At 66.8% G+C, this 24745-nt stretch carries 24 protein-coding genes; 14 read left to right on the top strand and 10 right to left on the bottom strand.

Translation table 11 applies throughout. The features are described 5' to 3' along the window. The first annotated feature begins 11 nt into the window (after positions 1 to 11). Both ACP7AR_RS01325 and ACP7AR_RS01320 read left to right on the top strand, forming a co-directional pair. Positions 12 to 737 (top strand): sulfite exporter TauE/SafE family protein, encoded by a 726-nt coding sequence (locus ACP7AR_RS01325; RefSeq protein ID WP_426181756.1) that lies wholly within the window; start codon positions 12 to 14, stop codon positions 735 to 737. Between the two features lie 19 nt (positions 738 to 756). Further along, complete coding sequence (locus ACP7AR_RS01320) at positions 757 to 1020, top strand: HPr family phosphocarrier protein (RefSeq protein ID WP_426181753.1); 264 nt, start codon at positions 757 to 759, stop codon at positions 1018 to 1020. Between the two features lie 6 nt (positions 1021 to 1026). Here the strand turns inward: ACP7AR_RS01320 and ACP7AR_RS01315 are convergent, their stop codons facing one another. Beyond that, complete coding sequence (locus ACP7AR_RS01315; RefSeq protein WP_426181750.1) at positions 1027 to 2949, bottom strand: BglG family transcription antiterminator; 1923 nt, start codon at positions 2947 to 2949, stop codon at positions 1027 to 1029. Positions 2950 to 3075: 126 nt separating this feature from the next. On the opposite strand from ACP7AR_RS01315, the gene ACP7AR_RS01310 reads away from it, so the two are divergent. From ACP7AR_RS01310 to ACP7AR_RS01275, 8 genes are all read left to right on the top strand, one after another. After that, on the top strand, positions 3076 to 3393 hold the full coding sequence (locus ACP7AR_RS01310; RefSeq protein ID WP_426187565.1) for a PTS sugar transporter subunit IIB: 318 nt from the start codon (positions 3076 to 3078) through the stop codon (positions 3391 to 3393). Next, on the top strand, positions 3390 to 3674 hold the full coding sequence (locus tag ACP7AR_RS01305) for an HPr family phosphocarrier protein (protein ID WP_426181748.1): 285 nt from the start codon (positions 3390 to 3392) through the stop codon (positions 3672 to 3674). The genes ACP7AR_RS01310 and ACP7AR_RS01305 overlap by 4 nt, the downstream gene beginning before the upstream one ends. Further along, positions 3671 to 5356, top strand: a complete 1686-nt coding sequence (ptsP, locus tag ACP7AR_RS01300; RefSeq protein WP_426181746.1) for a phosphoenolpyruvate--protein phosphotransferase — start codon at positions 3671 to 3673, stop codon at positions 5354 to 5356. Before ACP7AR_RS01305 ends, ptsP begins: the two co-directional genes overlap by 4 nt. Then, the gene (locus ACP7AR_RS01295) at positions 5353 to 6978 is read left to right on the top strand and encodes a PTS mannitol transporter subunit IICB (RefSeq protein ID WP_426181743.1); all 1626 of its coding nucleotides are present in this window, start codon (positions 5353 to 5355) and stop codon (positions 6976 to 6978) included. The genes ptsP and ACP7AR_RS01295 overlap by 4 nt, the downstream gene beginning before the upstream one ends. Next, positions 6975 to 7409 (top strand): PTS sugar transporter subunit IIA, encoded by a 435-nt coding sequence (locus ACP7AR_RS01290; protein WP_426181741.1) that lies wholly within the window; start codon positions 6975 to 6977, stop codon positions 7407 to 7409. The genes ACP7AR_RS01295 and ACP7AR_RS01290 overlap by 4 nt, the downstream gene beginning before the upstream one ends. After that, a complete protein-coding gene (locus ACP7AR_RS01285; protein WP_426181738.1) occupies positions 7406 to 8551 on the top strand; it encodes a mannitol-1-phosphate 5-dehydrogenase in 1146 nt (381 codons plus the stop codon). The genes ACP7AR_RS01290 and ACP7AR_RS01285 overlap by 4 nt, the downstream gene beginning before the upstream one ends. Before the next feature lie 78 nt (positions 8552 to 8629). Then, complete coding sequence (locus ACP7AR_RS01280) at positions 8630 to 9913, top strand: flavin-containing monooxygenase (protein WP_426181735.1); 1284 nt, start codon at positions 8630 to 8632, stop codon at positions 9911 to 9913. Positions 9914 to 9943: 30 nt separating this feature from the next. Continuing rightward, entirely contained in the window at positions 9944 to 10699 is a 756-nt protein-coding gene (locus ACP7AR_RS01275) for an alpha/beta hydrolase (protein WP_426181733.1), read from the top strand. Between the two features lie 24 nt (positions 10700 to 10723). Here the strand turns inward: ACP7AR_RS01275 and ACP7AR_RS01270 are convergent, their stop codons facing one another. From ACP7AR_RS01270 to ACP7AR_RS01230, 9 genes are all read right to left on the bottom strand, one after another. After that, the gene (locus ACP7AR_RS01270; RefSeq protein ID WP_426181731.1) at positions 10724 to 11581 is read right to left on the bottom strand and encodes a carbohydrate kinase family protein; all 858 of its coding nucleotides are present in this window, start codon (positions 11579 to 11581) and stop codon (positions 10724 to 10726) included. 17 nt (positions 11582 to 11598) lie between these two features. Next, positions 11599 to 12717, bottom strand: coding sequence for an adenosine deaminase (locus tag ACP7AR_RS01265; protein ID WP_426181728.1), 1119 nt, complete (start codon positions 12715 to 12717; stop codon positions 11599 to 11601). Positions 12718 to 12773: 56 nt separating this feature from the next. Next, the gene (locus ACP7AR_RS01260) at positions 12774 to 14090 is read right to left on the bottom strand and encodes a thymidine phosphorylase (protein ID WP_426181725.1); all 1317 of its coding nucleotides are present in this window, start codon (positions 14088 to 14090) and stop codon (positions 12774 to 12776) included. Continuing rightward, positions 14087 to 14485, bottom strand: coding sequence for a cytidine deaminase (locus ACP7AR_RS01255; RefSeq protein WP_426181723.1), 399 nt, complete (start codon positions 14483 to 14485; stop codon positions 14087 to 14089). The genes ACP7AR_RS01260 and ACP7AR_RS01255 overlap by 4 nt, the downstream gene beginning before the upstream one ends. Positions 14486 to 14492: 7 nt before the next feature. Continuing rightward, a complete protein-coding gene (locus tag ACP7AR_RS01250; protein WP_426181721.1) occupies positions 14493 to 15773 on the bottom strand; it encodes an ABC transporter permease in 1281 nt (426 codons plus the stop codon). After that, complete coding sequence (locus ACP7AR_RS01245; RefSeq protein ID WP_426181718.1) at positions 15770 to 17077, bottom strand: ABC transporter permease; 1308 nt, start codon at positions 17075 to 17077, stop codon at positions 15770 to 15772. Before ACP7AR_RS01245 ends, ACP7AR_RS01250 begins: the two co-directional genes overlap by 4 nt. Beyond that, positions 17074 to 18630 carry an ABC transporter ATP-binding protein gene (locus ACP7AR_RS01240; RefSeq protein WP_426181715.1) on the bottom strand — a complete coding sequence of 519 codons (1557 nt, stop codon included), beginning with the start codon at positions 18628 to 18630 and terminating at the stop codon, positions 17074 to 17076. Before ACP7AR_RS01240 ends, ACP7AR_RS01245 begins: the two co-directional genes overlap by 4 nt. 112 nt (positions 18631 to 18742) lie before the next feature. Then, positions 18743 to 19834 carry a BMP family lipoprotein gene (locus ACP7AR_RS01235; protein ID WP_426181713.1) on the bottom strand — a complete coding sequence of 364 codons (1092 nt, stop codon included), beginning with the start codon at positions 19832 to 19834 and terminating at the stop codon, positions 18743 to 18745. 130 nt (positions 19835 to 19964) lie between these two features. Next, positions 19965 to 21080: a mannose-1-phosphate guanylyltransferase gene (locus ACP7AR_RS01230; RefSeq protein WP_426181710.1), complete on the bottom strand. Its 1116-nt coding sequence runs from the start codon at positions 21078 to 21080 to the stop codon at positions 19965 to 19967. Between the two features lie 166 nt (positions 21081 to 21246). Between ACP7AR_RS01230 and sdhC the strand changes: the two genes are divergently transcribed. The 4 genes from sdhC to ACP7AR_RS01210 are packed head-to-tail and all read left to right on the top strand — an operon-like array spanning position 21247 to position 24720. Further along, complete coding sequence (sdhC, locus tag ACP7AR_RS01225; protein WP_426181708.1) at positions 21247 to 21681, top strand: succinate dehydrogenase, cytochrome b556 subunit; 435 nt, start codon at positions 21247 to 21249, stop codon at positions 21679 to 21681. Beyond that, positions 21681 to 22133, top strand: coding sequence for a succinate dehydrogenase, hydrophobic membrane anchor protein (sdhD, locus tag ACP7AR_RS01220; protein WP_426181705.1), 453 nt, complete (start codon positions 21681 to 21683; stop codon positions 22131 to 22133). Before sdhC ends, sdhD begins: the two co-directional genes overlap by 1 nt. A 17-nt stretch (positions 22134 to 22150) precedes the next feature. Further along, positions 22151 to 23956, top strand: coding sequence for a succinate dehydrogenase flavoprotein subunit (sdhA, locus tag ACP7AR_RS01215; RefSeq protein ID WP_426181702.1), 1806 nt, complete (start codon positions 22151 to 22153; stop codon positions 23954 to 23956). Positions 23957 to 23958: 2 nt separating this feature from the next. After that, the gene (locus tag ACP7AR_RS01210; protein WP_426181700.1) at positions 23959 to 24720 is read left to right on the top strand and encodes a succinate dehydrogenase iron-sulfur subunit; all 762 of its coding nucleotides are present in this window, start codon (positions 23959 to 23961) and stop codon (positions 24718 to 24720) included. Positions 24721 to 24745 lie beyond the last annotated feature (25 nt).

Below are 24745 nucleotides of genomic sequence, written 5' to 3'. Positions count from 1 at the left end.
CCGCTCGCACGATGATCCTCGCCCTCGTGTGCGTCGCGGCCGTCGTCGCGGCGGTGATCCAGCGCGTCACCGGGCTCGCCTTCATACTCGTCCTCATCGGTCCTGCGGTACTGGTGTACGGCCCGGTGCAAGGCGTCACCGTCGCGGTGCTGCTCGCGATCATCGCCTCGGCGATCGCTCTTCCCTCCGCATGGCGGGAGGTGGATTGGCGCCGGACGCTGTGGTTGCTCGTTGCCGGGCTCGTCGCCGCGCCGTTCGGGGTGCTGCTGACCAGGCTTCTGCCGGAGGCCGCCCTGCTGTTCACGATCGCGGGGATGGCCGCCGTCGCCCTGCTCGCGCATCTGCTCGGCGGAATCGTGGCTGCGTCGCTGCGCGGAACCCGGGGAGCGATCGTGTCGGGAGCCGTCGCCGGATTCATGCACGCGTCCAGCGGGCTCTCCGGCCCCGCGCTGGCGGCATTCGCGGTCGGAGACCGGTGGGATCAGCGTCGTTTCGCCGCGAGTGCTCAGGTGATCCTGCTCGGGTACGGCCTCGTCTCGGTGCTGCTGCGCGGGCTGCCGACGGTCTCCCCGGCGGATCTGATCGTGCTCGGCGTCTGCACCGCTGCAGGCATCCTCGGCGGTGCGCTTCTGACCAGGGTCGTCCCGGTCGTCTTGGCGAGGCGAGTGATGCTGTGGTGCGCCTGGGCAGGCACGGTCGTCGTGTTCCTGCGTGGGGTTCTCACAGTCGCGAGCTGAGCACGGCTAGCATCGCTGTATGCCGACCCGACATGTGATCATCAGCGCGCACAACGGTGTGCACGCTCGTCCTGTCGCAGAACTGGTTCGTCTGGCGCAGTCCCATCGTGACGCGATCATACTGCGGACGACGGGCGGTGCGGAGGTGGATCTCAGCAGCGTGCTGGCGGTGATGGATCTCGGCCTGGCGCAGGGTGACGAGGTCGTGCTGTCCACGGCGGAATCGGCGGACGCCGTGAGCGTGCTGGATGCGCTGACGGAGGTGCTCGCCAGGCGCGACTGAAGGGGCTCAGCCGTCGATGACCGCCACGAGCTCATCCAGGAACGCCTCGAACGTCGTGCCTCGGCGCACGATGCGCTGCACGCTCTCTCGTTCGCTGAACACCTCGACCAGCTGCTCGAACACAGTCTGGAACGCCGTCCGGTCGCTCTCGCTGAAGGCCGCGAGCGCGACGACCTGCACACGGCCTTCGCCCCACGCGACGGATCCGTCTGCCACACCGATCGCGATCGCGGTGCGCTGCGCGGTCATCTGCAGTGCATGCGGCACCGCCAGCGCGTCTGTGAAAGCCGTCGACGACATGCGCTCTCTGACGATCGTGTTCTCGACGTAGTCTTCTGCGATGAGACCGGTATCCACGAGCAGCCCGCCGAGGCGACGGATCACGGCCTCTTCGCCCTCGTCGGGCAGTGGCCTCACGAACGCGTCTGCGACGAAGTAACGCGACAGCTCCTCGCGCAGGCGGGTGAGGCGGCGGGCGCGACGCATCCGTGCCGCGGCCTGCGACACGCGCTCGACATCCGCGTCGGTGAGGAACGGCTGGATGCGCACATAGCGCTCCCCCGTCGCTCCTGGTTCGATCGTGCTCAGCACGAGGTCGGTGTCGATCGCCGCCCAGTCCGGGTCGACGCTCGTGACGACGCTGGTGACCTCGACCGATGACCCGAGCGAACGGTCGACGCTCGAACGCAGCAGTTCGTGCAGCTCGTAGTATCCCGGGCAGACGATCGTCGCTGTGAGGATCGATTCGGCCTTGCGACTGCGCTCCAGCCGCCCGCCGATGTGCATGGCGATGTATGCGATCTCATCGTCGTGGATGGGCGCTCCGAGCCGGTCATGCAGACCGCTCGCGATCGACACTGCGACCTCGAAGATCATTGGATACGACGACTTCAGCGACCGGGTGAGCGGATTACGGGTCCATGCTCGCTCCTCTGCGCGGCGAAGCAGATTCTGCACGTGCAGCGCCAGTCGCAGGATGAAGGCCTCATCGACCAGATCGATCTGGTAGTCCGCCGCCGCCTGCACGATCTCGGCGCGGACCGCGGCCTCGACGCCCTGATCGACGCCGCTGCGAGCCGCACCGTTGCCTGAACTCTGGCCGGGTGCGATCGCCCTGGTGAGCACGAGTGTCGCGAGGTGCGTGCTGTCGCCTCCGCCGAGAGCCACTCCGAAGTGCTCGGCGGCGAGCTGGGTGATGACGTCGCCCAGTTTCGAGATCTCTTCGGAGGCGCCGGGTTGCGGGGTCTCGAGTGCGCGACCGGCCGAGACCCGGTCAGCGGCGATCGCGATGTGCAGCAGCACATCGGAGATCGCGAGTTCATTCACGTAGTACCCGAGCGCACCGAGCTCTCGGACGAGCGCAGTCTTGAACGGAGCGACAGCGTGAGCGGCGACGGCGCTGCCGGTGAGCGCGCGGCGGATGCTCTCCGGATGGAACGATCCGGCATCCATCTCGTCATGCGCGAGACGGCTCAGCAGCCGGCGCTGCGCGATCTCCGTCCCCCGCAGCCGGACGATCTCGCGCTCGCGTTCCAGCCGAAGATCCGCGCCGTCGAGCAGCCCGCGCACCCGGGCGAGGTCGGACTCCAGGGTGGCCTCGCTGACGTGCAGCAGCTCGGCCGTGGCGTACACGTCGATGCCGCCGGATTCGTCCAGCAGCATTCGCACCACGGTGTGAAGGCGGTCTCGGGGAGCCGACTCCCCCGTCGCGCGCGAGCGCAGAGTCGCATGAGCCCCTGTGCCCGCCCGGTATCCGGCGGGTCCCGACTCCACGGCATCGCCGGCTGCCGCGCGGGCGTTGAGCGCTGCGACGTAGGAGCGGATGCTGCGCGGCGTCACGCCGAACAGATCGGCGAGGCTTGCCGCCGTCGCCCAGTCGTCCTGCCGGAGGAGGGTCTGCAGGAGCTGATCCTGGCGCTGGCGCGACATGCTCCCATGATGCCAGCACCGCGGCACCGGCGGGTCGGAGCCGAACGTTCCGCAGGGGCGGAAGGGAACCTGGTGGCGCCGCTCCCAGCGACTTCCCAGAATGGAGAGCAGGAAGAGGTGGCATCGATGAGGATCCTGGTGGTGTGCGGCGCGGGAGCGTCCAGCACATTCGTCGCCCAGAGACTGCGGCGTGCAGCATCCGCCGCCGGCCTGGACTGGGACACCGCCGCCGGCACCGAGCGCACGATCTCCACCGCATTCGCGGATCTCGTGCTCGTCGGCCCGCATCTCGCCGACCGCCTCGACGCGATCCGCGCCGCATCACGTGGCCCTGTCGCCGTCCTTCCGGACGACGTGTTCGCCGACCGTGACGGCACCAGGACTCTCGATGTCGCCCGCGCGAGCCTCCTCGACTCCCCGCCCACTGCGAAAGGAACATCATGACCGCGATCTCACGCACCGTCCGCATCGGATCCTCCCACGGACTGCACGCCAGGCCGGCGAAGCTCTTCGCGCAGGCGGCGAAGGAGTCAGGCATCCCCGTCACCATCGCGAAGGACTCGGGGAAGCCGGTCAACGCCGCGAGCATCCTCGGCGTCATCGCGCTCGCTGTCGAGCACGGCGACTACGTCACTCTGTCGGCTGACGGAGACGGCGCCGAGGGAGTGCTCGACACCCTCACGGAACTGCTGACGACCGACCACGATCAGGAGGCGGCCGGATGACCGAGCTGCGGGGCGTCGGAATCGGCCGCGGCATCGGGCAGGGGCCCGTCGTCCGTATGGCCGAAGCGCTGCCGGCGCCGGAGAACACTCCGAGCACGATCGGCGCAGATGCCGAGCGCGCCCGAGCCAGAGAGGCCGTGACGGCTGTTGCCGCGGAGCTTCAGCAGCGCGCCGACACGGCGGGTGGCTCCGCACAGGAGGTGCTCGAGGCGCAGGCGATGATCGCCGAGGACCCCACGCTGCAGGACGAGGTCGACTCCCGCATCGACGACGGCGGCACAGCCGAATGGGCCGTGCACGACGCATTCGCGGGATTCCGCGCCACGTTGGAAGCAGTCGGCGGCTACCTCGGCGAGCGAGCAGCCGATCTCGACGACATCGCGCAGCGCGTGCTCGCCCACCTGCGCGGCCTCGACGCGCCAGGCGTCCCGGACCCGGGACACCCGTTCGTTCTCGTCGCCCGCGACCTCGCACCCGCCGACACCGCACTGCTCGATCTCGAACAGGTGCTGGCGTTGATCACCACGGACGGCGGACCGACTTCCCATACGGCGATCCTCGCCAGAGAGAAGGGGATCGTCGCCATCGTGGGGGCGACGGACGCCACGACGCTGGCAACAGGGACGACCGTCATCGTGGATGCGGCGGCAGGCACCGTCACGACCGACCCCACTGCTGAGCAGCAGGAGCGGGCCGCTCAGCGAGCAGCGGCGCGCGATGCCGCCGAGGGCGCGCCCCTCACCCCTGGTGCACTCGCCGACGGCACGGCCGTCGCGCTGCTCGCCAACCTCGGAAAGCCCTCGGATGCCGCTGACGCGGTGCAGCGCGGCGCCGAAGGCGTCGGTCTCTTCCGCACCGAGTTCCTGTTCCTCTCCTCGGCCCACGCGCCCACTGTGGCCGAACAGCGCGAGTCGTATCGAGAACTGCTCACGGCCTTCCCTGGCAAGAAGGTCGTCGTGCGCATGCTGGATGCCGGCGCAGACAAGCCGTTGGCGTTCCTCAACGACGCGCACGAGGAGAATCCCGCACTGGGTCTTCGCGGGCTGCGGTCGCTGCGCGCCAGTGAGGACATCCTCAGGGAGCAGCTCACGGCCCTCGCCGAGGCGGATGCCGCCACGGAGGCGGATCTGTGGGTCATGGCGCCGATGGTGACCACCGTGGAGGAGACCGCCTACTTCACCGGCCTCGCCCGTGAATACGGGCTGAAGACCGCCGGAGTCATGGTCGAAGTGCCTGCCAGCGCGCTGCTCGCTGACCGGGTGCTCGCGCACGCCGATTTCGCCTCGATCGGCACGAACGACCTCACCCAGTACACGATGGCCGCCGACCGCATGCTCGGCTCCGTCGCAGGTTTCCAAGACCCGTGGCATCCCGCAGTGCTCCGGCTGGTCGGCGAGGTGGGCGCTGCAGGCGCACGCCTGGACAAACCGGTAGGCGTCTGCGGCGAGTCCGCTGCAGATCCCCTGCTGGCGGTGGTGCTGGTGGGCCTCGGCGCCACCAGCTTGTCAATGGCGTCGGCGGCACTCGCCGATGTACGACTCGCGCTCTCCGAGCGCACCCTCGACGAGGCCAAGCACCTCGCCGAGGTGGCCCTCGCGGCAGATGATGCCGCAAGTGCCCGCAACGCCGTGGCTGAAGCCGCCGCGGCACTTCCTACACACCAGAAAGAGACGACATCATGACGACGACGTCAACCGACGCCCCGAAGAAGGGCGGCCTCCGAGTCGGAGTGCAGAGACTCGGCACATTCCTCTCGGGAATGATCATGCCGAACATCGCCGCCTTCATCGCCTGGGGCTTCATCACGATGCTGTTCATCCCCGCGGGATTCTTCGGTGCTGAGAGCCCGTTCGGATGGCACTGGGCCCCTGTCGCCGAGATCATCGGCGGCGGCGGCGACTCCGCGCTCATCAACTGGCCGGGCGCGATGACCGCTTTGGCCGAGGGCGACGGCGGCAATTTCTTCGGCTACGTCGGACTCGTGGGTCCCATGGTGACCTATCTGCTCCCACTGCTCATCGCGAACACGGCAGGTCGCCTGGTCTACGGCGAACGCGGTGGCGTGGTCGCGACGATCGCCACCATGGGCGTCATCGTCGGCACCAACATCCCGATGTTCCTCGGCGCGATGATCATGGGGCCGCTCGCGGCGTGGATCACCAAGCAGATGGACCGGCTCTGGGACGGCAAGATCCGGCCCGGATTCGAGATGCTGGTGAACAACTTCTCCGCCGGCATCCTCGGCATGATCCTCGCGATCGCGGGCTTCTTCGCATTCGGCCCGGTGATGCTCGGCATCAGCACCGTGCTCGGCGCAGCTGTCGACTGGCTCGTGACGCTGCAGTTGCTGCCGCTCGTGTCGATCATCGTCGAGCCGGCCAAGGTGCTGTTCCTGAACAACGCCATCAACCACGGCGTGTTCACGCCGCTCGGCATCCAGGAGGCGCAGGAGTTCGGCAAGTCGATCCTGTTCCTCATCGAAGCCAACCCCGGCCCCGGCCTCGGTCTGCTGCTCGCGTTCACGTTCTTCGGCGTCGGAGCTGCCAAGGCGTCCGCACCCGGCGCGGCGATCATCCAGTTCTTCGGTGGCATCCACGAGATCTATTTCCCCTACGCGCTCAGCAAGCCCACCACGATCCTCGCCCTCATCGCCGGTGGCGCCGCCGGCGTCACGACCAACATGCTGCTCGGAGGCGGGCTCGCGTTCCCGGCGGCACCTGGAAGCATCATCGCAGTGACGGCAGCAGCCATCGGCCCCGGCGTGGGCAACCTGCTGGTCGTGTATCTGTCGGTCGTCATCGCCGCCACCGTGACCTTCCTCATCACCGGCGTCATCCTCCGCGCCTCGCGCAAGCGCGACCTCGCGGCCGAAGGCGACACGTTCGGTGCGGCGATCGCGCAGACCGAAGCGAACAAGGGAAAGAAGTCCGAGCACCTCTCGAACCTCGCCGCAACAGCGGCCGCAGGTGGCACTGCCGCGGCAGGATCCACCGCGACTGCGATCGCGCCGATCCAGAACATCGTGTTCGCCTGCGACGCCGGCATGGGCTCGTCGGCGATGGGGGCGAGCGTTCTTCGCAACAAGCTGAAGAAGGCCGGTATCGAAGACGTCAAGGTCACGAACCAGGCCATCGCGAACCTCGACGGCACCGCCGATCTGGTGATCACCCAGCAGCAGCTGACCGATCGCGCCAAGGGCAAGTCCCCGAACTCGCTCCACGTCTCGGTCGACAACTTCATGAATGCGCCGCAGTATGAAGAGGTCGTCGAAATGGTGCAGTCACAGAAGAAGGAAGAAGAATGAGCGTTCTCAGCATCGGACAGGTCCGAATCCACTCCGGTTCCGCCACCCAGGACGAAGCGCTGCAGGAGGCGACGGACATCCTCGTCGCAGCCGGCGCCGTCACCCCCGCCTACGTCGATGCGATGCGGCAGCGCGAGGAGACGGTCTCGACGTTCATGGGGAACGGCTTGGCCATCCCCCACGGCACGAACGAGACGAAGGATGCCATCCTCGACTCCGGGCTCTCGGTCGTGCGGTACGACGGCGGTGTTGACTGGGCCGGAGAGAGCGCCACGTTCGTGATCGGCATCGCCGGTCGCGGCGACGAGCATCTCGAGATCCTCTCCCAGATCGCGATCCTGTTCTCCGACGAGGACGATGTCGCCAAGCTCAACGCGGCCGAGACGCCGGATGACCTGTACGCACTGCTGTCGGCGGTGAACGAAGGATGAAGGCCGTCCACTTCGGTGCCGGCAACATCGGGCGCGGATTCGTCGGCCTGCTGCTGCACGAAGGCGGCTACGAGCTCGTCTTCTCCGACGTCGCCGGCGCCCTGGTGGACGCCATCAACCAGACCGACTCGTACACGGTGCATGAGGCCGGCCCTGGTGGCGTCGACCGAAAGGTCACGGGCTATCGTGCGGTCAACAGCCAGACGGACCCGGATGCCGCAGCCGATGAGGTCGCGACCGCCGATCTCGTCACGTGCGCTGTCGGTCCGACCGTGCTGCGATTCATCGCTCCGACGATCGTCGCCGGCCTGAAGCGTCGCTCCCCCGACCTCGGGCCCTTGAAGATCATGGCGTGCGAGAACGCGATCGGCGCCACTGATCAGCTGCGCGCCGAGATCGAGAAACTGGATCGGTCCGCGGCCGATCGTGCAGTGTTCGCCAACACCGCCGTCGACCGCATCGTGCCGGCGCAGCCCGCGGACGGCGGTGTCGACGTCACCGTCGAGCCCTACTTCGAGTGGGCGATCGAGTCCGGTCCGTTCGGCGACGATCTGCCGAGCATTCCCGGCGCGCATTTCGTCGACGACCTCGGCCCGTACATCGAGCGCAAGCTGTTCACCGTGAACACCGGGCACGCGGCGACGGCGTACTTCGGTGCGCAGGCGGGCCACGCGCGCATCTCGGATGCGCTCGCCGATCCGTTGATCGCCGCGCGCGTCGGTGCGGCGCTGGAGGAGACCTCGGCGGTACTCAGCGTCGTGCACGGGCTGGATCCCGACGAGCTCGCCGAGTACCGCGCCACGATCCTCGAGCGGTTCCGCAACCCCGAGCTCGTCGACACGGTGCAGCGAGTCGGGCGCCAGCCGCTGCGCAAGCTGTCGCGCAACGAACGATTCATCGGCCCGGCCGTCCAGGCCGCGGAACGTGGACTGTCGACCTCGGCGCTCGTCGCCGCCGTGGCCGCGGCCGTCGCCTTCGACGACGCGTCGGATGAGCAGTCCGTCGAGCTGCAGCGGATGCTGCGCACCGAGGACGCGGATGTGCTCACCGCGACCGTCACCGGTCTGGAGCCGGAGCATCCGCTCTTCGGGGCCGTTCACGAGGTGTTCGCCGCACGACAAGAGGAGCTGCACACGCTCTGACGACTTCCCGCACGACGATGCCGCTACGATCGAGCCTGGGGGGCGACAGATCGAGCACACCGTCGTGCGGGGAGCACCATGAGCAGATACGCCGTCATCGGCGCGGGGCCATCCGGCCTGGCCACAGCGCGGGCACTGCAGGCGCAGGGCATCGAGATCGAGGGCTTCGAGGCGTCCCACGGCGTCGGGGGTCTTTGGGACATCACGAACCCGCGCAGCACGATGTACGAATCAGCTCACCTGATCTCATCTCGCACGACGACGGAGTTCGCCGAGTTCCCGATGAGAACGGGAGTCGACTACCCGAGCCACCGGGTGCTGCGCGACTACTTCCAGTCGTACGCGGACCATTTCGGACTCATGTCGCTGTTCCACTTCGACACCCGCGTCACCCGGCTCGAACCACGCGACGGCGGATGGGATCTCTCGTACACCGGGCGGGACGGCGAGAGCACGCGCTGGTATGCCGGAGTCATCATCGCGAACGGCACCCTCGCGGAACCCCACGTGCCGTCCTTCGAGGGAGAGTTCACCGGAGAACTCATGCACACGAGCGCATATAAGAGCGCGTCGCAGCTCGACGGGCGACGGGTGCTCATCGTCGGCGCAGGGAACTCCGGCTGCGACATCGCCGTGGATGCCGTACACCACGCCGCATCAGTCGACATGAGCGTGCGGCGCGGCTACTACTTCGTGCCGCGCTACCTGTTCGGCAGGCCGAGCGACACGCTCAACCAGGGGCGGCCCCTCCCGGCGCGCATCAAACAGGCGGTCGACTCCCACGTTCTGAAAGCGTTCACCGGCGACCCTGTGCGTTTCGGATTCCCCGCACCCGACTACCGCATCTACGAATCCCACCCGATCGTCAACACGATGGTGTTGAACCACCTCGGGCAGGGCGACCTGCGCGTGCGCGCCGATGTCGAGCGGTTCGACGGTCGCAGCGCACTGTTCCGTGACGGATCGAGTGGTGACTACGACCTTGTGATGCTCGCGACCGGGTACCGTCTGGACTATGCGTTCGTCGATCGGGAGCACCTGCAGTGGCGGGGCGCCGCTCCTCGGCTGTTCTTGAACATGTTCCCTGCGACGTTCAACGGCCTGTACGTGATGGGCATGATCGAAGCATCCGGCATCGGCTGGCAGGGCCGGTTCGAGCAGGCGGAGCTGTTGGCGAGCTACCTCGCAGCGTCCGAGAGAGCGCCGGAGAGCGCCGAGCGATTCCGCGAGCGGGTGACCGGCAGTCCATGGCCGGACGTCACCGGCGGATACCGCTACCTCGGTCTCGATCGCATGGCGTACTACGTCAACAACCATGCGTACCGCTCAGCCGTGCGCCGCGAGCGTGACGCGCTGAGATGAGCACGATGCAGTCGCCACTACGCTGGCGGTGTGCAGAAGAAGCGACGCCGGAGAATCCTGGCCAGGGTCGGATGGGGTGTCCTCCTCGTCGTCGTCCTCCTCATCGGAGGGACGATCGCCTGGAGCCAGATCGGCGTGAGCGGGGCCGAAGCCGAGCCTCTTGCTGCCGTACGTGCGAACCCAGACGTGACGATCACGGATGATGCGGCGGGTATCGTCCTGTCCCCCTCAGACGGATCCTCTGACATGGGTCTCGTCTTCATCCCGGGCGCAAAGGTGGACCCGTGGGCATATGCCTCGACGCTGCAGCAGCTCGCCGCGGAAGATGACATCACCGTCGTCATCACCAAGCCGTGGCTCAATCTCGCCTTCTTCGATCTGCGTCCGTTGGACGCCTTCACCTCACTCGCGCCCGACATCGATCTGTGGATGGCCGGAGGCCATTCCCTCGGCGGCGTGCGGGCCTGCCAACTCGCGACGGATACCGATGCACTCGTGCTGTTCGCGTCGTACTGCGCGACAGACCTGAGCGACACGGATCTGCCGGTACTCAGCATCGCCGGCAGTGCGGACGGCCTTTCGACGCCGGAGAAGATCGCGGACGCCAGGCATCTGCTGCCGGAGGACGCCGAGCTCGTCGAGATCGAGGGGGCAGCTCACTCCTCGTTCGGAGCATACGGGCCGCAGGCAGGCGACGGTACATCCACGATCTCCGACGAAGACATGACCGCCCAGCTGAGCAGCCTCGTCGGCGCGTTCGCGAGCGAAGTCGATTCCGCGCGCTGAGTCCTGCCTCAGCGCACGCTGATGTCACAGCACGCTGTCGAGCATCGGATGCAGGTGCCTGGTGCCGAGAGCCGTCGATGCCGACGACGCGCCGGACGCGAGTGCCTGAGGCAGCTCCGCGCCGGCCAGCCATGCCGCCAGCACTCCGGCGAAGAATGCGTCACCGGCACCGTTGGTGTCGATGACATCGACGGGCACCGCATCCACCCGATAGATCTCGCCGTCGGCATCGACTGCGACTGCGCCTTCGGCGCCGAGCGTGCACACCGCGAACGATGCCCCGGCAGAGACGCGTGATCTCAGGAATCCGACAGGATCGACCAGGTTGTCAGCGTTGCAGAAGACCGCGTCCGCCGCCGCGAGGAACGGCCGGTGATATTCGGCTTCGCCGTCGTAGTCGTGCACGTCGACCCACACCGCTCTGCCGCTCGCCTTCGCGAGTGGCAGCAGCCGCAGCGGTTCAGCCGCGAGATCGAGCACGACGACCTCGGCATCGGCCATGGCCGCTCGTACGTCGACGGGCACCCGCGCCGTCTGCTCCGACACCCCTGAGAGGTAGAGCGAGACACGTTCCCCGGCGCGAGTCATCAGATTGAGGTGCCGCTCGGTCGTGGCGCTGGTTCCCCAGAACACGTCGATTCCGGCTGTAGTCAACGCCGCTTCGACCTTGCGTCCTGACTCATCAGCACCGACGAGCGCGTACAGCACGGCCGACGTTCCGAGCGCTGCGAGACTCAGTGCCTTGCCTGCGCTCGTTCCCCCCACCGTCTCCCAGCTCGCCTCGGCGAACTGCATGTGCGGCGTCGGTTCGGGGAGCCGATCGAGGACGACGATCGAGTTCCAGGATGCCGGACCGGCGATGAAGACAGCGGGAGCGGTCATGACTGCGCGGCGTCCGATCAATCGTTCTGGAAGCCTTCGGCGATCATCTCGACGAGCTCCTCGCGCTCCTCCACGGGCAGAAACGCCGCCGATGCCGCGTTGAACTGGAAGGCCTCCAGGTCGTCGAGGTCGTAGCCGAACGCGTCGACGAGCAGCGCGAGCTCCCGAGTCAGCGATGTACGGCTCATGGTGCGGTTGTCGACGTTCACCGTCACGGAGAAGCCCAGCTGGTACAGCAGATCGAACGGGTGATCGGCGAGCTCGGTGCCCCAGGCCTCGATCGCACCCGTGTGCACGTTCGAGGACGGCGACAGTTCGAGAGGGATCTCCCGATCGCGCACCCAGCGGGCGAGATCGCCGAAGCGCACCTGAACCTCGTCGCCGTCGCGCTCGATCACGTCGAGATCGCTGACGATGCGCACGCCGTGACCGAGACGGAGCGCACGGCCGTCGATCAGCGCGCTGCGAATGGATGCAAGGCCCGCGGCCTCACCCGCGTGCACCGTGACGGGGAAGAAGTTCTCGGCGAGCAGGTCGAACGCCTCGCGGTGATCCGAGGCCGGGTAGCCGTCTTCCGGCCCCGCGATGTCGAAACCGACCACGCCGCTCTCGCGGTTGTCGAGTGCGAGCTCGGCGATCTCGACGGAACGGTCGCTGTGACGCATCGCGCTGAGGATCTGGCCGACGCGGATGCTGCGCCCGGAGCGATCGACGGCATCCTCGCCGTCCTCTATGCCCTGCTGCACCGCTTCGACGGCCTCGTCGAGCGACAGCCCGCCTGCGAGGTGCTGCTCCGGCGCCCAACGGACCTCGCCGTAGATGACGCCGTCATCAGCGAGGTCCTCGACGAACTCGCGCGCGATGCGGGTGAGGCCTTCGGCGGTCTGCATGACGCCCACCGTGAGCTCGAACGTCTTGAGGTAGTTCACGAGCGAACCTGAGTCGCTCTGCGCGGCAAACCAGTCTCCGAGCGCGCTCGCGTCGGTGGCAGGCAGCTGCAGTCCCGCATCGACGGCGAGCTCGATGATCGTCGACGGTCGCACCGCACCATCGAGATGGTCGTGCAGCGAGATCTTCGGCAGCGAGCGCAGCGAGATCCCCTGCACTTTCTTGTCACCGTCGGCGGCGATCGACATGGATGGTGTCCTCTCGGAATCGGCGCCCCGACAGACTCGGCGAAGGCGCCTCCAGCCTACGCGGTGATGCGCTCGCGGACGAGTGGCCCGATCTCGGGCGCGGTGTCTCCGAGCGACCACGCGTCATCGAGCGCCTCGAGCGCGCGGGGGAAGCGCGCCTCGTCCTCTGCCGAGAGCGTGAACAGCGCCTGGCCTGCCGCCACACGGTCGCCGGGCTTGACGTGCAGATCGATGCCCGCGGCATGCACGACCTGGTCCTCGGCGCGGGCGCGTCCGGCGCCGAGCCGCCACGCCGATATGCCGAACGGCAGTGCGTCCATACGAGTCACGACGCCGTCGGCCGGAGCCGTGACGACATGCGTCTCGCGTGCGGTCGGAAGCGCAGCATCCGGGTCGCCATCCTGCGCGCGGATCATCGCCTTCCAGTTGTCCATCGCCCGACCGTCATCCAGCGCCGCCTCCACGTCGGCATCCGGATGTCCTGCGAGCGTGAGCATCTCCCGTGCCAGAGCGAGGGTCAGCTCCCGCACATCGGCGGGTCCACCTCCGGCGAGGATCTCGACGGACTCGCGGACCTCGTTCGCATTGCCGATCGCCAGGCCGAGCGGCACGTTCATGTCGGTGAGCAATGCAGTGGTGGCCACCCCCGAGTCGGTGCCGAGCGCGACCATGGTCTGCGCGAGCTCACGAGCGCGATCGATGTCCTGCATGAAGGCGCCTGAGCCGAACTTCACGTCGAGGACGAGCGCATCCGTCCCCTCTGCGATCTTCTTCGACATGATGCTCGACGCGATCAACGGAATCGCCTCGACGGTACCGGTGACGTCCCGAAGTGCGTAGAGCTTCTTGTCTGCGGGCGCGAGACCGGAGCCCGCGGCGCAGATCACCGCACCGACGACGCCCTGCATCTGCGCGAACATCTCCTCGTTGCTCAGCGCGGCGCGCCAGCCGGGGATCGACTCGAGCTTGTCGAGCGTTCCGCCGGTGTGTCCCAGCCCGCGGCCGCTGAGCTGCGGCACTGCGACACCGAAGCACGCAACCAGGGGTGCGAGCGGAAGGGTGATCTTGTCGCCGACACCACCGGTCGAGTGCTTGTCTACGGTCTTCTTGCCCAGGGACGTGAAGCTCATCCGCTCCCCCGATGCGATCATGGCATCGGTCAGCACGCGGATCTCGTCGCGCTGCATACCGCGCTGGAACACCGCCATCGCGAAGGATGCCATCTGCGCATCAGAGACGTAACCGCGCGTGTACGCATCGACCATCCAGCGTAGGGCGGCCTCCGGTACGACCCCGCCGTCGCGCTTGGCGCGGATGACGTCGATCGCGTCGAACGGCTCGACAGCTGGTCCCTGATCCCGTCGAAGGGTCATCGGACGTCCTCCAGGTCGCGCGGGCCGAACGCGTCGGGCAGCACCTCATCGATCGTGCGGATGCCCGAAACGGTCTCCAGCAGCATCTCCGGCATGGAGTGCTCGAACAGCAACTGACGGCAGCGACCGCACGGCATGATGGTCTGCCCGTCGTTGTTCACGCACACGAACGCGACGAGCCTTCCCCCTCCGGACATGTGGAGGTCACCCACCAGCGCGCACTCGGCGCACAGAGTCACCCCGTACGACGCGTTCTCCACGTTGCAGCCGGCCACGATGCGGCCGTCGTCCACGAGGGCGGCCGCCCCCACCTTGTACCGCGAGTACGGGGCGTACGCCTTGCGCATGGCGTCGGTGGCGATCTGACGCAGCTCGTCCCAGTCGATGTCAGTCATTGTTCCTCTAGCTCTTGATGTACGGTTCGCCGGAGGCTGCCGGAGGACGTGACCGCCCGACAAGCCCGGCGACGGCGAAGATCGTCACGACGTACGGCAGCATCAGCATGAACTGACTCGGAACCGGGGAGCCGATCACCGAGAGCACGCCCTGCAGGTTGGTGGCAAAGCCGAACAGCAGCGCGGCCAAGGTGGCACGCACAGGGTCCCACTTGCCGAAGATCACCGCGGCCAGCGCGATGTAGCCGGCACCTGCGGTCATCTCCCGGCCGAACTGCGGGTTCGTGACGAGCGTGTAGAACGCACCACCCATGCCGGCGATGGCACCGGCGAGCATCATGTTCCAGTAACGTGTGGGGGCGACCTTGATGCCGACGGTGTCAGCAGCCTGCGGGTGCTCGCCCACGGCTCGCAGCCGCAGCCCCCAGCGGGTGCGGTAGAGGCCGTACCAGACCAGGAACACCGTGATGTACATCAGATACACGATGATCGTCTGGCGGAACAGCACCGGCCCGAGCACGGGGATCTCACTGAGCAACGGGATCGGGAGCACCGGGAACAACGGCGGGGAGTTCAGTGTCTCGGGGTTGGCGTTGAGCACCTGTCGATAGAGGAACGTCGTCAGTCCGGCCACGAGCACGTTCAGCACGACGCCGACGATCACCTGATTGACGTAGTAGGTGATCGCGAACACGGCGAGCACGAGCGAGACCAGCACACCGGCGACCATCGCGGCGATCAGACCGGCCCACGGACTCCCCGTCGCCGACCCGACGAGCGCGGCCATGAACGCACCGGCCAGCAATTGCGCCTCGATCGCGATGTTGACGACCCCGACCCGCTCTCCGATCACTCCACCCAGAGCACCGAAGATCAGAGGCGTCGCCAGCGCGAGCGCACCGCCGAGCAGGCCGATCATCGGAAGGGTCCCGCCGGCTGATGCCCAGGCGAGGAAGCCGACGAGAAGCACGATCACGTAGACGACGGTCAACCACAACGGCAGCCGCCGGCGAGCACGCGTCCACACCACCGACAGTGCCGTGATCGCGGCGAGCAGGACGACGGCGACCCACGCCGTGGCGTTGGCCGGCAGCACGAGTTCGGGAAGCTGGATGGCCGCGTCAGCGGAGCGGACGAGCCGGAACGTGCTGTCGCCTTCGCGCGGGGCGAGCAGCGGCAGCAGCGCGAACAGCACGGTGAACAGCCCGAAGATGATGGGCGTCTTCCAGGAGGTGATGGCGACGTGACGCTGCTCGTCACTGACCACCGCTTCAGCCGTGATTGTCATGCGGACACCTCCTCGGCGATCTGCGCCGCGTTCTTCTTCGGCTTCTTGGGTTTGTTCGGCTTCTTCCGCGCACCCGGCTGCGGCAGGCCGAAGATCGCACGCACCAGGGGCGGCGCCGCGATGAACAGCACGATGAGGGACTGGACGACGAGCACGATCTCGATCGGCACGTTCTCGGATGCCTGCATGGCGAACCCACCGGCCTTGAATGCGCCGAACAGGATGCCTGCGGCCAGGATGCCCAACGGCGTCGAGCGCCCGAGAAGGGCGACGGTGATCGCGTCGAAGCCGATGCCGGCGTCGATATCACCACCGAAACCGCTCGTGACGGTCCCGAGCATCTGGCTGACGCCGGCGATGCCGACGAGGCCTCCGGCGATGAGCATGACGTAGAAGTACATCCTCCCGACGCTGATGCCGGCCACCTTCGCGGCGCTGGGATTCTCCCCGACAGCGCGGAATCGGAAGCCGAGACTCGACCGCTCCAGCAGCCACCAGGTGAACGCGACGGCGATCAGGGCGAGGATGAAGCCCGCGTGGAGCTTGTACTGGGGTCCGAGGATGCCGGGAAGCACGGCGGAATCCGCCATCGGAGCCGTCTTCGGGTTGTTCGAACCAGGCGCCTGCAGGATGCCCTGGGTGGCCAGCATCCAGGCCAGCAGATAGACGGCGATGTGGTTGAGCATGATCGTGACGATCACCTCGTGCGCGCCGGTGCGCGCCTTCAGGATGCCGGCGATGCCCGCCCAGATGCCTCCGGCGACGATGCCGGCGACGATGGCGACGAGCATGTGCAGGGGCCACGGGAGGTTCATGCTCGTGCCCACCCAGCCGGCGGCCGCAGCGGCCATCAGCATCTGGCCCTGGCCGCCGATGTTGAACAGACCGGCGCGGAAGGCGAGTCCGACTCCGAGGCCGGCGGCGATGAGCGGCGTGGCGAACTTCAACGTCTCCGTGAGCGGGCGGATGCCGGCGGCGAAGCCGTCGACGCGGAAGTTGTAGATCGCCCCCTGGAACAGGGCGACATACGCACCGGAGATCGAGCTCCATACGGCGGCGAGCATGTCACCGGGCCGCGCGAAGAAGTAGCCGGCGGTGCTCTGCACCTCTGGATCGGTGAACGCGATCATGATCGATCCCGCGATGAGCGCCAGAATGACCGAGAGCACCGAGATCAGCCCGTTGCCGGTCACGATGCGCCGGAAGGCTCCGTGCCAGCGCGAGGGCTCAGTGCCTTGGCCAGCGGACTCCGTCCCGAAGTCAGCGGGGGCCGAGGGGATCGGCTTCAGCTCTGGGCCGGTCATGCGCTGGTCTCCTCGGTGTCGGCTGCCGTCGTGGCGGCCACGGCCGTCGTGTCGGTCTCGATCATTCCGGCCATCATCAGGCCGAGCTGCTCACGGGTGGTGTCGCCGGGCACGATGCCGACGACCTTGCCTCGGTACATCACCATGATGCGGTCGGCGAGCGCCGCAGCCTCGTCGAGTTCCGTGGAGATGACGATGACCGGGATGCCGGAGTCACGGGTCTCGATGATGCGTTTGTGGATGAACTCGATCGAGCCGACATCGACGCCTCGCGTCGGCTGCGCTGCGACGAACAGCGACAGTTCGCGGCTGAGCTCGCGGGCCAGCACGACCTTCTGCTGGTTTCCGCCGGAGAGACGTCCGGCCTGCTGCGCCGGTCCTTGGGTGCGGATGTCGAACTCGGTGATCTTCTCGCGAGCGAAATCATCGAGCGCGCCCAGCTGCAGGGTGCCCGCCTTGACGAACGGCCCGCCGACCGAGCGGTCGAGCATGAGGTTCTCGGCGATCGAGAACTCCTTGACCAGTCCGTCCACGCTGCGGTCCTCCGGGACGAACCCGACTCCGTCGTCGAGGATGTCGCGCACAGATCGCCCGACCAGTTCGGCGCCGTTGAGGCGCACGCTGCCTTCGACGCGCGGCTGCAGGCCGACGATCGCCTCGGTGACCTCGGTCTGTCCATTGCCCTGTACACCGGCGATCACGAGCACTTCGCCGCCTCGCACCGAGAACGAGACATCGTCGACGAGCACGGTTCCGAACGGATCGGTGACCGTGAGTTCCTTCACGACGAGCAGTTCCTCACCCAGCTTCGGTGCGTCCTTGTGCACCTTGAGCTCGACGGCGCGTCCCACCATGAGTGAGGCGAGTTCTTCGTTGCTGGCCGTCGGCGATGCTTCTCCGACGACCTTGCCGAGCCGGATGACCGTGATGCGGTCCGCGACCTCGCGAACCTCGCGAAGCTTGTGGGTGATGAAGACGATCGAGGTGCCGCCGGCCTGCAGCTGACGCATCGTCGCCATCAGTTCGTCGGTCTCCTGCGGCGTGAGCACGGCTGTGGGCTCATCGAACACGAGCACCTTGGCATCGCGCGAAAGCGCCTTGATGATCTCCACGCGCTGCTGCACGCCGACGGGAAGGTCTTCGACGACGGCATCCGGGTCGACCTGGAAGCCGAAGCGATCGGAGATCTCGCGCACCATCGCACGAGCGGCGGCGAGGTCGAGGCGTCCGCCGAACGTCGTCTTCTCGTGGCCGAGCATGACGTTCTCGGCCACCGTGAACACGGGGATCAGCATGAAGTGCTGGTGCACCATGCCGATACCGGCGGCCATCGCGTCGCCAGGGCCTGCGAAGTGCTGCTCGACGTCGTCCAGCAGGATTTCGCCCTCATCCGCCTGATACAGGCCGTAGAGCACGTTCATCAGCGTCGATTTCCCGGCGCCGTTCTCTCCCAGGAGGCAGTGGATCTCTCCGGGTTCAATGGTGAGATCGATATGGTCGTTGGCCGTCAGCGCGCCGAACCTCTTCGTGATGCCGCGCAGTTCAAGCTTCATGTGTCAGATCCTAATCAGCAAAGGTGCTTCGTCCCAGGTTCCTGTGGGAGCCCGGGCAACGGCGAGGGGAGGCCGGCGGGTCGCCGACCTCCCCCTGTGGTTCGTTCCTCGATCAGCCGAGGTACGAGGTGACGGTGACCTCACCGTCGATGATCTGCTGCTGCAGGTCCTGAACCTCAGTCCACAGCTCAGGATCGACCTTGTCCTCGAAGTTGTGCAGCTCGGCGATGCCGACGCCCTTGTTCTCGAGCGTTCCGACGTACGCCTCGGCGTCGAATTCTTCGTTCGCGCTGCTCATGGTCGCCTCGTAGACGGAGAGCTTCATGTCCTTGAGGATCGAGGTGAGCACGAAGTCCTCGGTGGTCGGGTCGGTGACGAACAGGTCAGCGTCGGCGCCGATCAGTGCGATGTCGCGTCCCGACTCCTTGATGGCCTGCAGACCCGACTGGTAGATCGGTCCGCCGACCGGCAGGAGCACGTCGACGCCCTGGTCGATGATGTTCTGCGCGACGGTCTTGGCCTCGGGGCCTGCTTCGAAGCCACCGGTGAACGAGCCGGCCTTGCCGTCCCAGCCGACGACCTCGACGGCGGTGCCGTTCTGCTCGTTGTAGTAGTTCACGCCCTGGTAGAAGCCGTCCATGAAGATCGTGACGGTCGGGAACTCCATGCCGCCGTAAGTGCCGACCTTGCCTGCCTCCGAGTACCCGGCCGACAGGTAGCCGGCGAGGAACGCGGCCTGAGCCGTGTCGTACAGCAGCGGCTTGACGTTCTCGGCGTCCTTCTCGCCGTCGAAGTCGTTGTCGGCGGCGTCGTCGACGAGGATGAAGTCGATGCCTTCGTTGGCGGTCGCAGCCTCGACGGTCGCGGCCGACAGCGCGAAGCCGACCGAGACGACGGCGTTGCAGCCCTGGGAGACGAGGCTCTCCAGGTTCGGAGCGAAGTCGGTCTCGCTGTTGGACTCGACGTTCTTGTACTCGACGCCGAGCTCGTCGGCAGCCTGCACCACGCCCTCGTAGGACAGCTGGTTGAACGACTTGTCGTCGAATCCGCCGGCATCGGAGACGATGCAGGGAAGGAAGTCGATCGTCTCGCCGCCTGCGTCTCCGCCGTTGTCCTCCGGAGCGGCTCCGCAGCCTGCGAGTGCGACGGCGACGCCTGTCGCCACGAGCGCGGCGAGAGCGCGCTTCTTGGTGGAAATGGTCACGTAAGCCTCCACGACTACTGGCCTGCGCCATTCGCAGAGCCCCGTGGGGATAAGTTACCCAGTGTTACGCCATACGACATCACGCTTGCGGTTAATGGTTACAAACTCGCAATAGACCCGTGATGAATGACTACAGCACGTCTCCACGCCCGGTGAGCTTGAGGGATTCCACGACGCCCTTCACCCGCTGCGCATGCTCGGTCGTCGTGACCAGCAGCGCGTCGGGAGTATCGACGACCACGATGTCCTTCACTCCGACGAGACTGATCACGCGAGAGGTCTGACTGACGAGGATTCCGGTCGCGGCATCCGAGAGCACTCTGGCCTTCGGGCCGAGCACTGCCAGGTCGTTCTTGCGACCGTTGCTGATGAGTTTGGTGAGCGAGGCGAAGTCCCCCACGTCGTCCCAGTCGAAGTGCCCGGGGATCACAGCGAGGCGGCCACGGCGAGCGGCCGGCTCGGCGACCGCGTAGTCGATGGCGATCTTCTTCAGCCCCGGCCAGATGCGGTCGACCGCCGGGCCGCGACGGTCACGATCGTCCCACGCCTCGGCGAGCTCGATGAGACCGGCGTGCAGCTCCGGCTCGTTGGTGGCCAACTCGTCGAGGAGGACGCTCGCCTTCGAGATGAACATCCCCGCATTCCACAGGTAATCGCGATCGGCGAGGTACGCCTTGGCCGTCTCGAGGTCCGGCTTCTCCACGAAGCTCTCCACGAGTGCGGCCTCGCGCGCCCTGTCCACGACGAGTTCCTCGCCCTTCTTGATGTATCCGAAGCCGACCGCGGGCTCGGTGGGCGGGATTCCGATCGTGCAGATGTATCCCTCGCGCGCGACCTCCACGGCATCGCGCACGGCGAACTCGAACACCCGCGTGCCGCGGATGACGTGGTCTGCACTGAACGAGCCGATGATCACATCGGGGTTGCGGCGGTGCAGGACGGCGGCGGCGAGACCGATCGCCGCAGCCGACTCGCGCGGCTCCGATTCCAGGAACACGTTCAGATCGGGGATGCCGGGCAGTTCCGCCTCGACGGCCGCACGGTGCGCGCGGCCAGTGACGACCGCGATGCGATCGGAGCCGGCCAGCGGCTCAAGTCGATCCCAGGTGTCGCGCAGCAGGGAGTTGCCCGAGCCGGTCAGGTCGTGAAGGAACTTGGGCGCATCTGCACGGGAAAGCGGCCACAGGCGGCTTCCGATACCCCCTGCGGGGATCACGGCGTAGAAGTCCTCGATCGGCTCGCTCATGACCCCAGCGTAGCCGCTGAAACAATCTCGACGTCGAGATACTTAGGCGACCCTTCGTCGCTCCCGAGGATCGAACGGGAATAGGATGGAGCACGATCGGGCACGTCTGCGGTCAGCTCAGACCCAGTACGCGCTGCCGACCTCGTATCGATCAGGGAGGACGACCGTGTCCGCAGGCACTCGCTTGGCACCGTCGATTTCGGAGACCACTTCCAAGACGCCACGCGGAACCCTCTACAGGGGTCGCGAAGGCATGTGGTCATGGGTGCTCCACCGCATCACCGGAGTCGCGATCTTCTTCTTCCTGCTGGTGCATGTGCTCGACACAGCACTCATCAGGGTCTCCCCCGAGGCGTACAACGCCGTGATCGGCACCTACAAGAACCCGATCATGGCGCTCGGCGAGGTCGTCCTCGTCGCGGCCATCGTGTTCCACGCCATCAACGGTCTCCGCATCATCCTGATCGACTTCTGGTCGAAGGGCGCCCGCTTCCAGCGGCAGTTGTTCTGGGGCGTCATCGCCGTGTGGATCATACTGATGGCCGGGTTCGTGCCGCGTCACCTGATGCTCGCGTTCGCCGGGTTCGGAGGGGGTCACTGATGTCCGCTCAGACCGTCGCCGCACCGGCGCGCCGTCGCCGTGGCGTCAACCTCGAGAAGTGGGGCTGGCTGTTCATGCGCGCCTCCGGGGTCGTGCTGATCGTCCTGATCTTCGGCCACCTCTTCGTCAACCTCATGGTCGGCGAAGGCATCCACGCCCTCGACTTCGCGTTCATCGCCGGCAAGTTCGCCACGCCGTTCTGGCAGTGGTGGGACGTGCTCATGCTGTGGCTAGCCCTGTTGCACGGCGGCAACGGCATGCGCACGATCACCAACGACTACGTCACGAACGAGAAGGTGCGCAAGGCCCTGGTCTGGGCGATCGGCCTCGCTGCCGGACTCCTGATCGTCCTCGGCACGCTGGTCGTCTTCACCTTCGACCCCTGCCTCGGCGTGACCGAATCCAGCACGCTGTGGGATACCTGCGTTGCCGCAGGCGTCGTCGGGAACTGAGAAGAGAGCAACGAGAAGTGACTACTGAGACACAGGATTCCGTCGTCCGCGACGGCGTGCACTACCACCAGTTCGACGTCGTCATCGTCGGCGCCGGCGGCGCCGGCATGCGGGCGGCGATCGAGGCGGGACCTGGCGCGAAGACGGCGGTGATCTCCAAGCTCTACCCGACCCGCTCGCACACCGGTGCAGCGCAGGGCGGTATGGCGGCAGCCCTCGCGAACGTCGAGGAGGACAGCTGGGAGTGGCACACCTTCGACACGGTCAAGGGCGGCGACTACCTCGTCGACCAGGATGCCGCCGAGATCCTCGCCAAGGAGGCCATCGACGCGGTCATCGACCTCGAGAACATGGGTCTGCCGTTCAACCGCACCCCTGAGGGCAAGATCGACCAGCGTCGTTTCGGCGGTCACACGGCAGAGCACGGCAAGACACCCGTCCGCCGAGCCTGCTACGCAGCAGACCGCACGGGTCACATGATCCTGCAGACGCTGTTCCAGAACTGCGTCCGGCTCGGCATCAACTTCTTCAACGAGTTCTACGTGCTCGATCTGATCACGGTCAAGGGCGAGGACGGCGGCACACAGGTCGCGGGTGTCGTCGCCTATGACCTCTCCACCGGAGAGCTGCACGTCTTCCAGGCCAAGGCGATCGTCTTCGCCACCGGCGGCTTCGGCAAGATCTACAAGACGACATCCAACGCGCACACACTCACCGGTGACGGCGTGGGCATCGTGTGGCGCAAGAACCTGCCGCTGGAGGACATGGAGTTCTTCCAGTTCCATCCGACCGGCCTCGCCGGTCTCGGCATCCTCCTCACCGAGGGCGCCCGCGGTGAAGGTGCGATCCTGCGCAATGCCTCCGGTGAGCGCTTCATGGAGCGCTACGCCCCCACCATCAAGGACCTCGCGCCCCGCGACATCGTGGCGCGATCCATGGTGCAGGAGGTGCTCGACGGACGCGGCGCAGGCCCGCACAAGGATTACGTGTACCTGGACTGCACCCACCTGGGCGCCGAGGTGCTCGAGACCAAGCTCCCGGACATCACGGAGTTCGCCCGCACGTACCTCGGCGTCGACCCGGTGACCGACCCTGTGCCTGTCATGCCGACCGCGCACTACGCGATGGGCGGCATCCCCACCAACAACAACGCCGAGGTGCTCGCCGACAACGACACCGTCGTTCCGGGTCTGTACGCCGCCGGCGAGTGCGCGTGCGTCTCGGTGCACGGCTCGAACCGCCTCGGCACCAACTCGCTGCTCGACATCAACGTGTTCGGCAAGCGCGCGGGCAACAACGCGGTCGCGTACGCCAAGACCGCAGATTTCGTCCCCCTGCCGGAGAACCCGGCAGCATTCGTCTCAGGGCTGCTCGAGCAGCTTCGCGACAGCAAGGGCACCGAACGTGTCGCCGTCCTCCGCAAGAAGCTGCAGGAGGAGATGGACCTGGGCGCTCAGGTGTTCCGCACCCAGGAGTCCCTCGAGCACGTGCTCGGCGTCATCGCGGAACTGCGCGAGCGCTACAAGAACGTCTACGTCGATGACAAGGGCCACCGGTTCAACACCGACCTGCTCGAGGCCGTCGAGCTCGGCTTCCTGCTCGACATCGCCGAGGTCGTCGTCTACGCCGCGCAGAACCGCGAGGAGAGCCGTGGCGGGCACATGCGCGACGACTTCCCGAAGCGCGATGACGAGAACTACATGAAGCACACGATGGCCTATCTGACCGGCGACCCGCACTCGTCGACGCCGGCCGACCACATCAAGCTCGATTGGAAACCCGTCGTCATGACCCGTTACCAGCCCATGGAGAGGAAGTACTGACAATGTCGAACGCTGTCGCAGAGGTACCGGCCGCGGCCGACCCCGCCATCCAGTCCTTCCTGGTGACCTTCACCATCCGCCGATTCGACCCCGAGCAGGACGCCGAGCCGCGCTGGGTGGATTACGACGTCGAACTGTTCTCGACGGACCGAGTGCTCGACGCGCTGCACAAGATCAAGTGGGAGGTCGACGGCTCGCTGTCGTTCCGCCGCTCCTGTGCACACGGCATCTGCGGCTCGGACGCCATGCGCATCAACGGTCGCAACCGCCTCGCCTGCAAGACGCTGATCAAGGATCTCGACATCTCGAAGCCGATCTACGTCGAGGCGATCAAGGGCCTTCCGCTGGAGAAGGACCTCATCGTGGACATGGAGCCGTTCTTCGCCTCCTACCGCGAGGTGCAGCCGTTCCTGGTCGCGAACTCCACCCCCGAGAAGGGTAAGGAGCGCGTGCAGTCGATCGCCGACCGTGCGATCTTCGACGACACCACCAAGTGCATCCTGTGCGCAGCGTGCACGTCGTCCTGCCCGGTGTTCTGGACCGACGGCCAGTACTTCGGCCCGGCCGCGATCGTGAACGCGCACCGCTTCATCTTCGACTCCCGTGACGACAACGCCGATGTGCGACTGGACATCCTCAACGACAAGGAAGGCGTCTGGCGCTGCCGTACGACTTTCAACTGCTCGGAGGCGTGCCCCCGTGGCATCGAGGTCACCAAGGCGATCGCCGAGGTCAAGCAGGCCGTCCTACGCGGACGACGTTGACCTGACGCGTCCCAGACACGCCCTC

It is taken from the genome of Microbacterium sp. TWP3-1-2b2 (assembly GCF_049896145.1).
GTDB lineage: Bacteria > Actinomycetota > Actinomycetes > Actinomycetales > Microbacteriaceae > Microbacterium.
The sequence above is the reverse complement of the archived record's forward strand: the minus strand, read 5'-3'. Positions and strand labels throughout refer to the sequence as shown.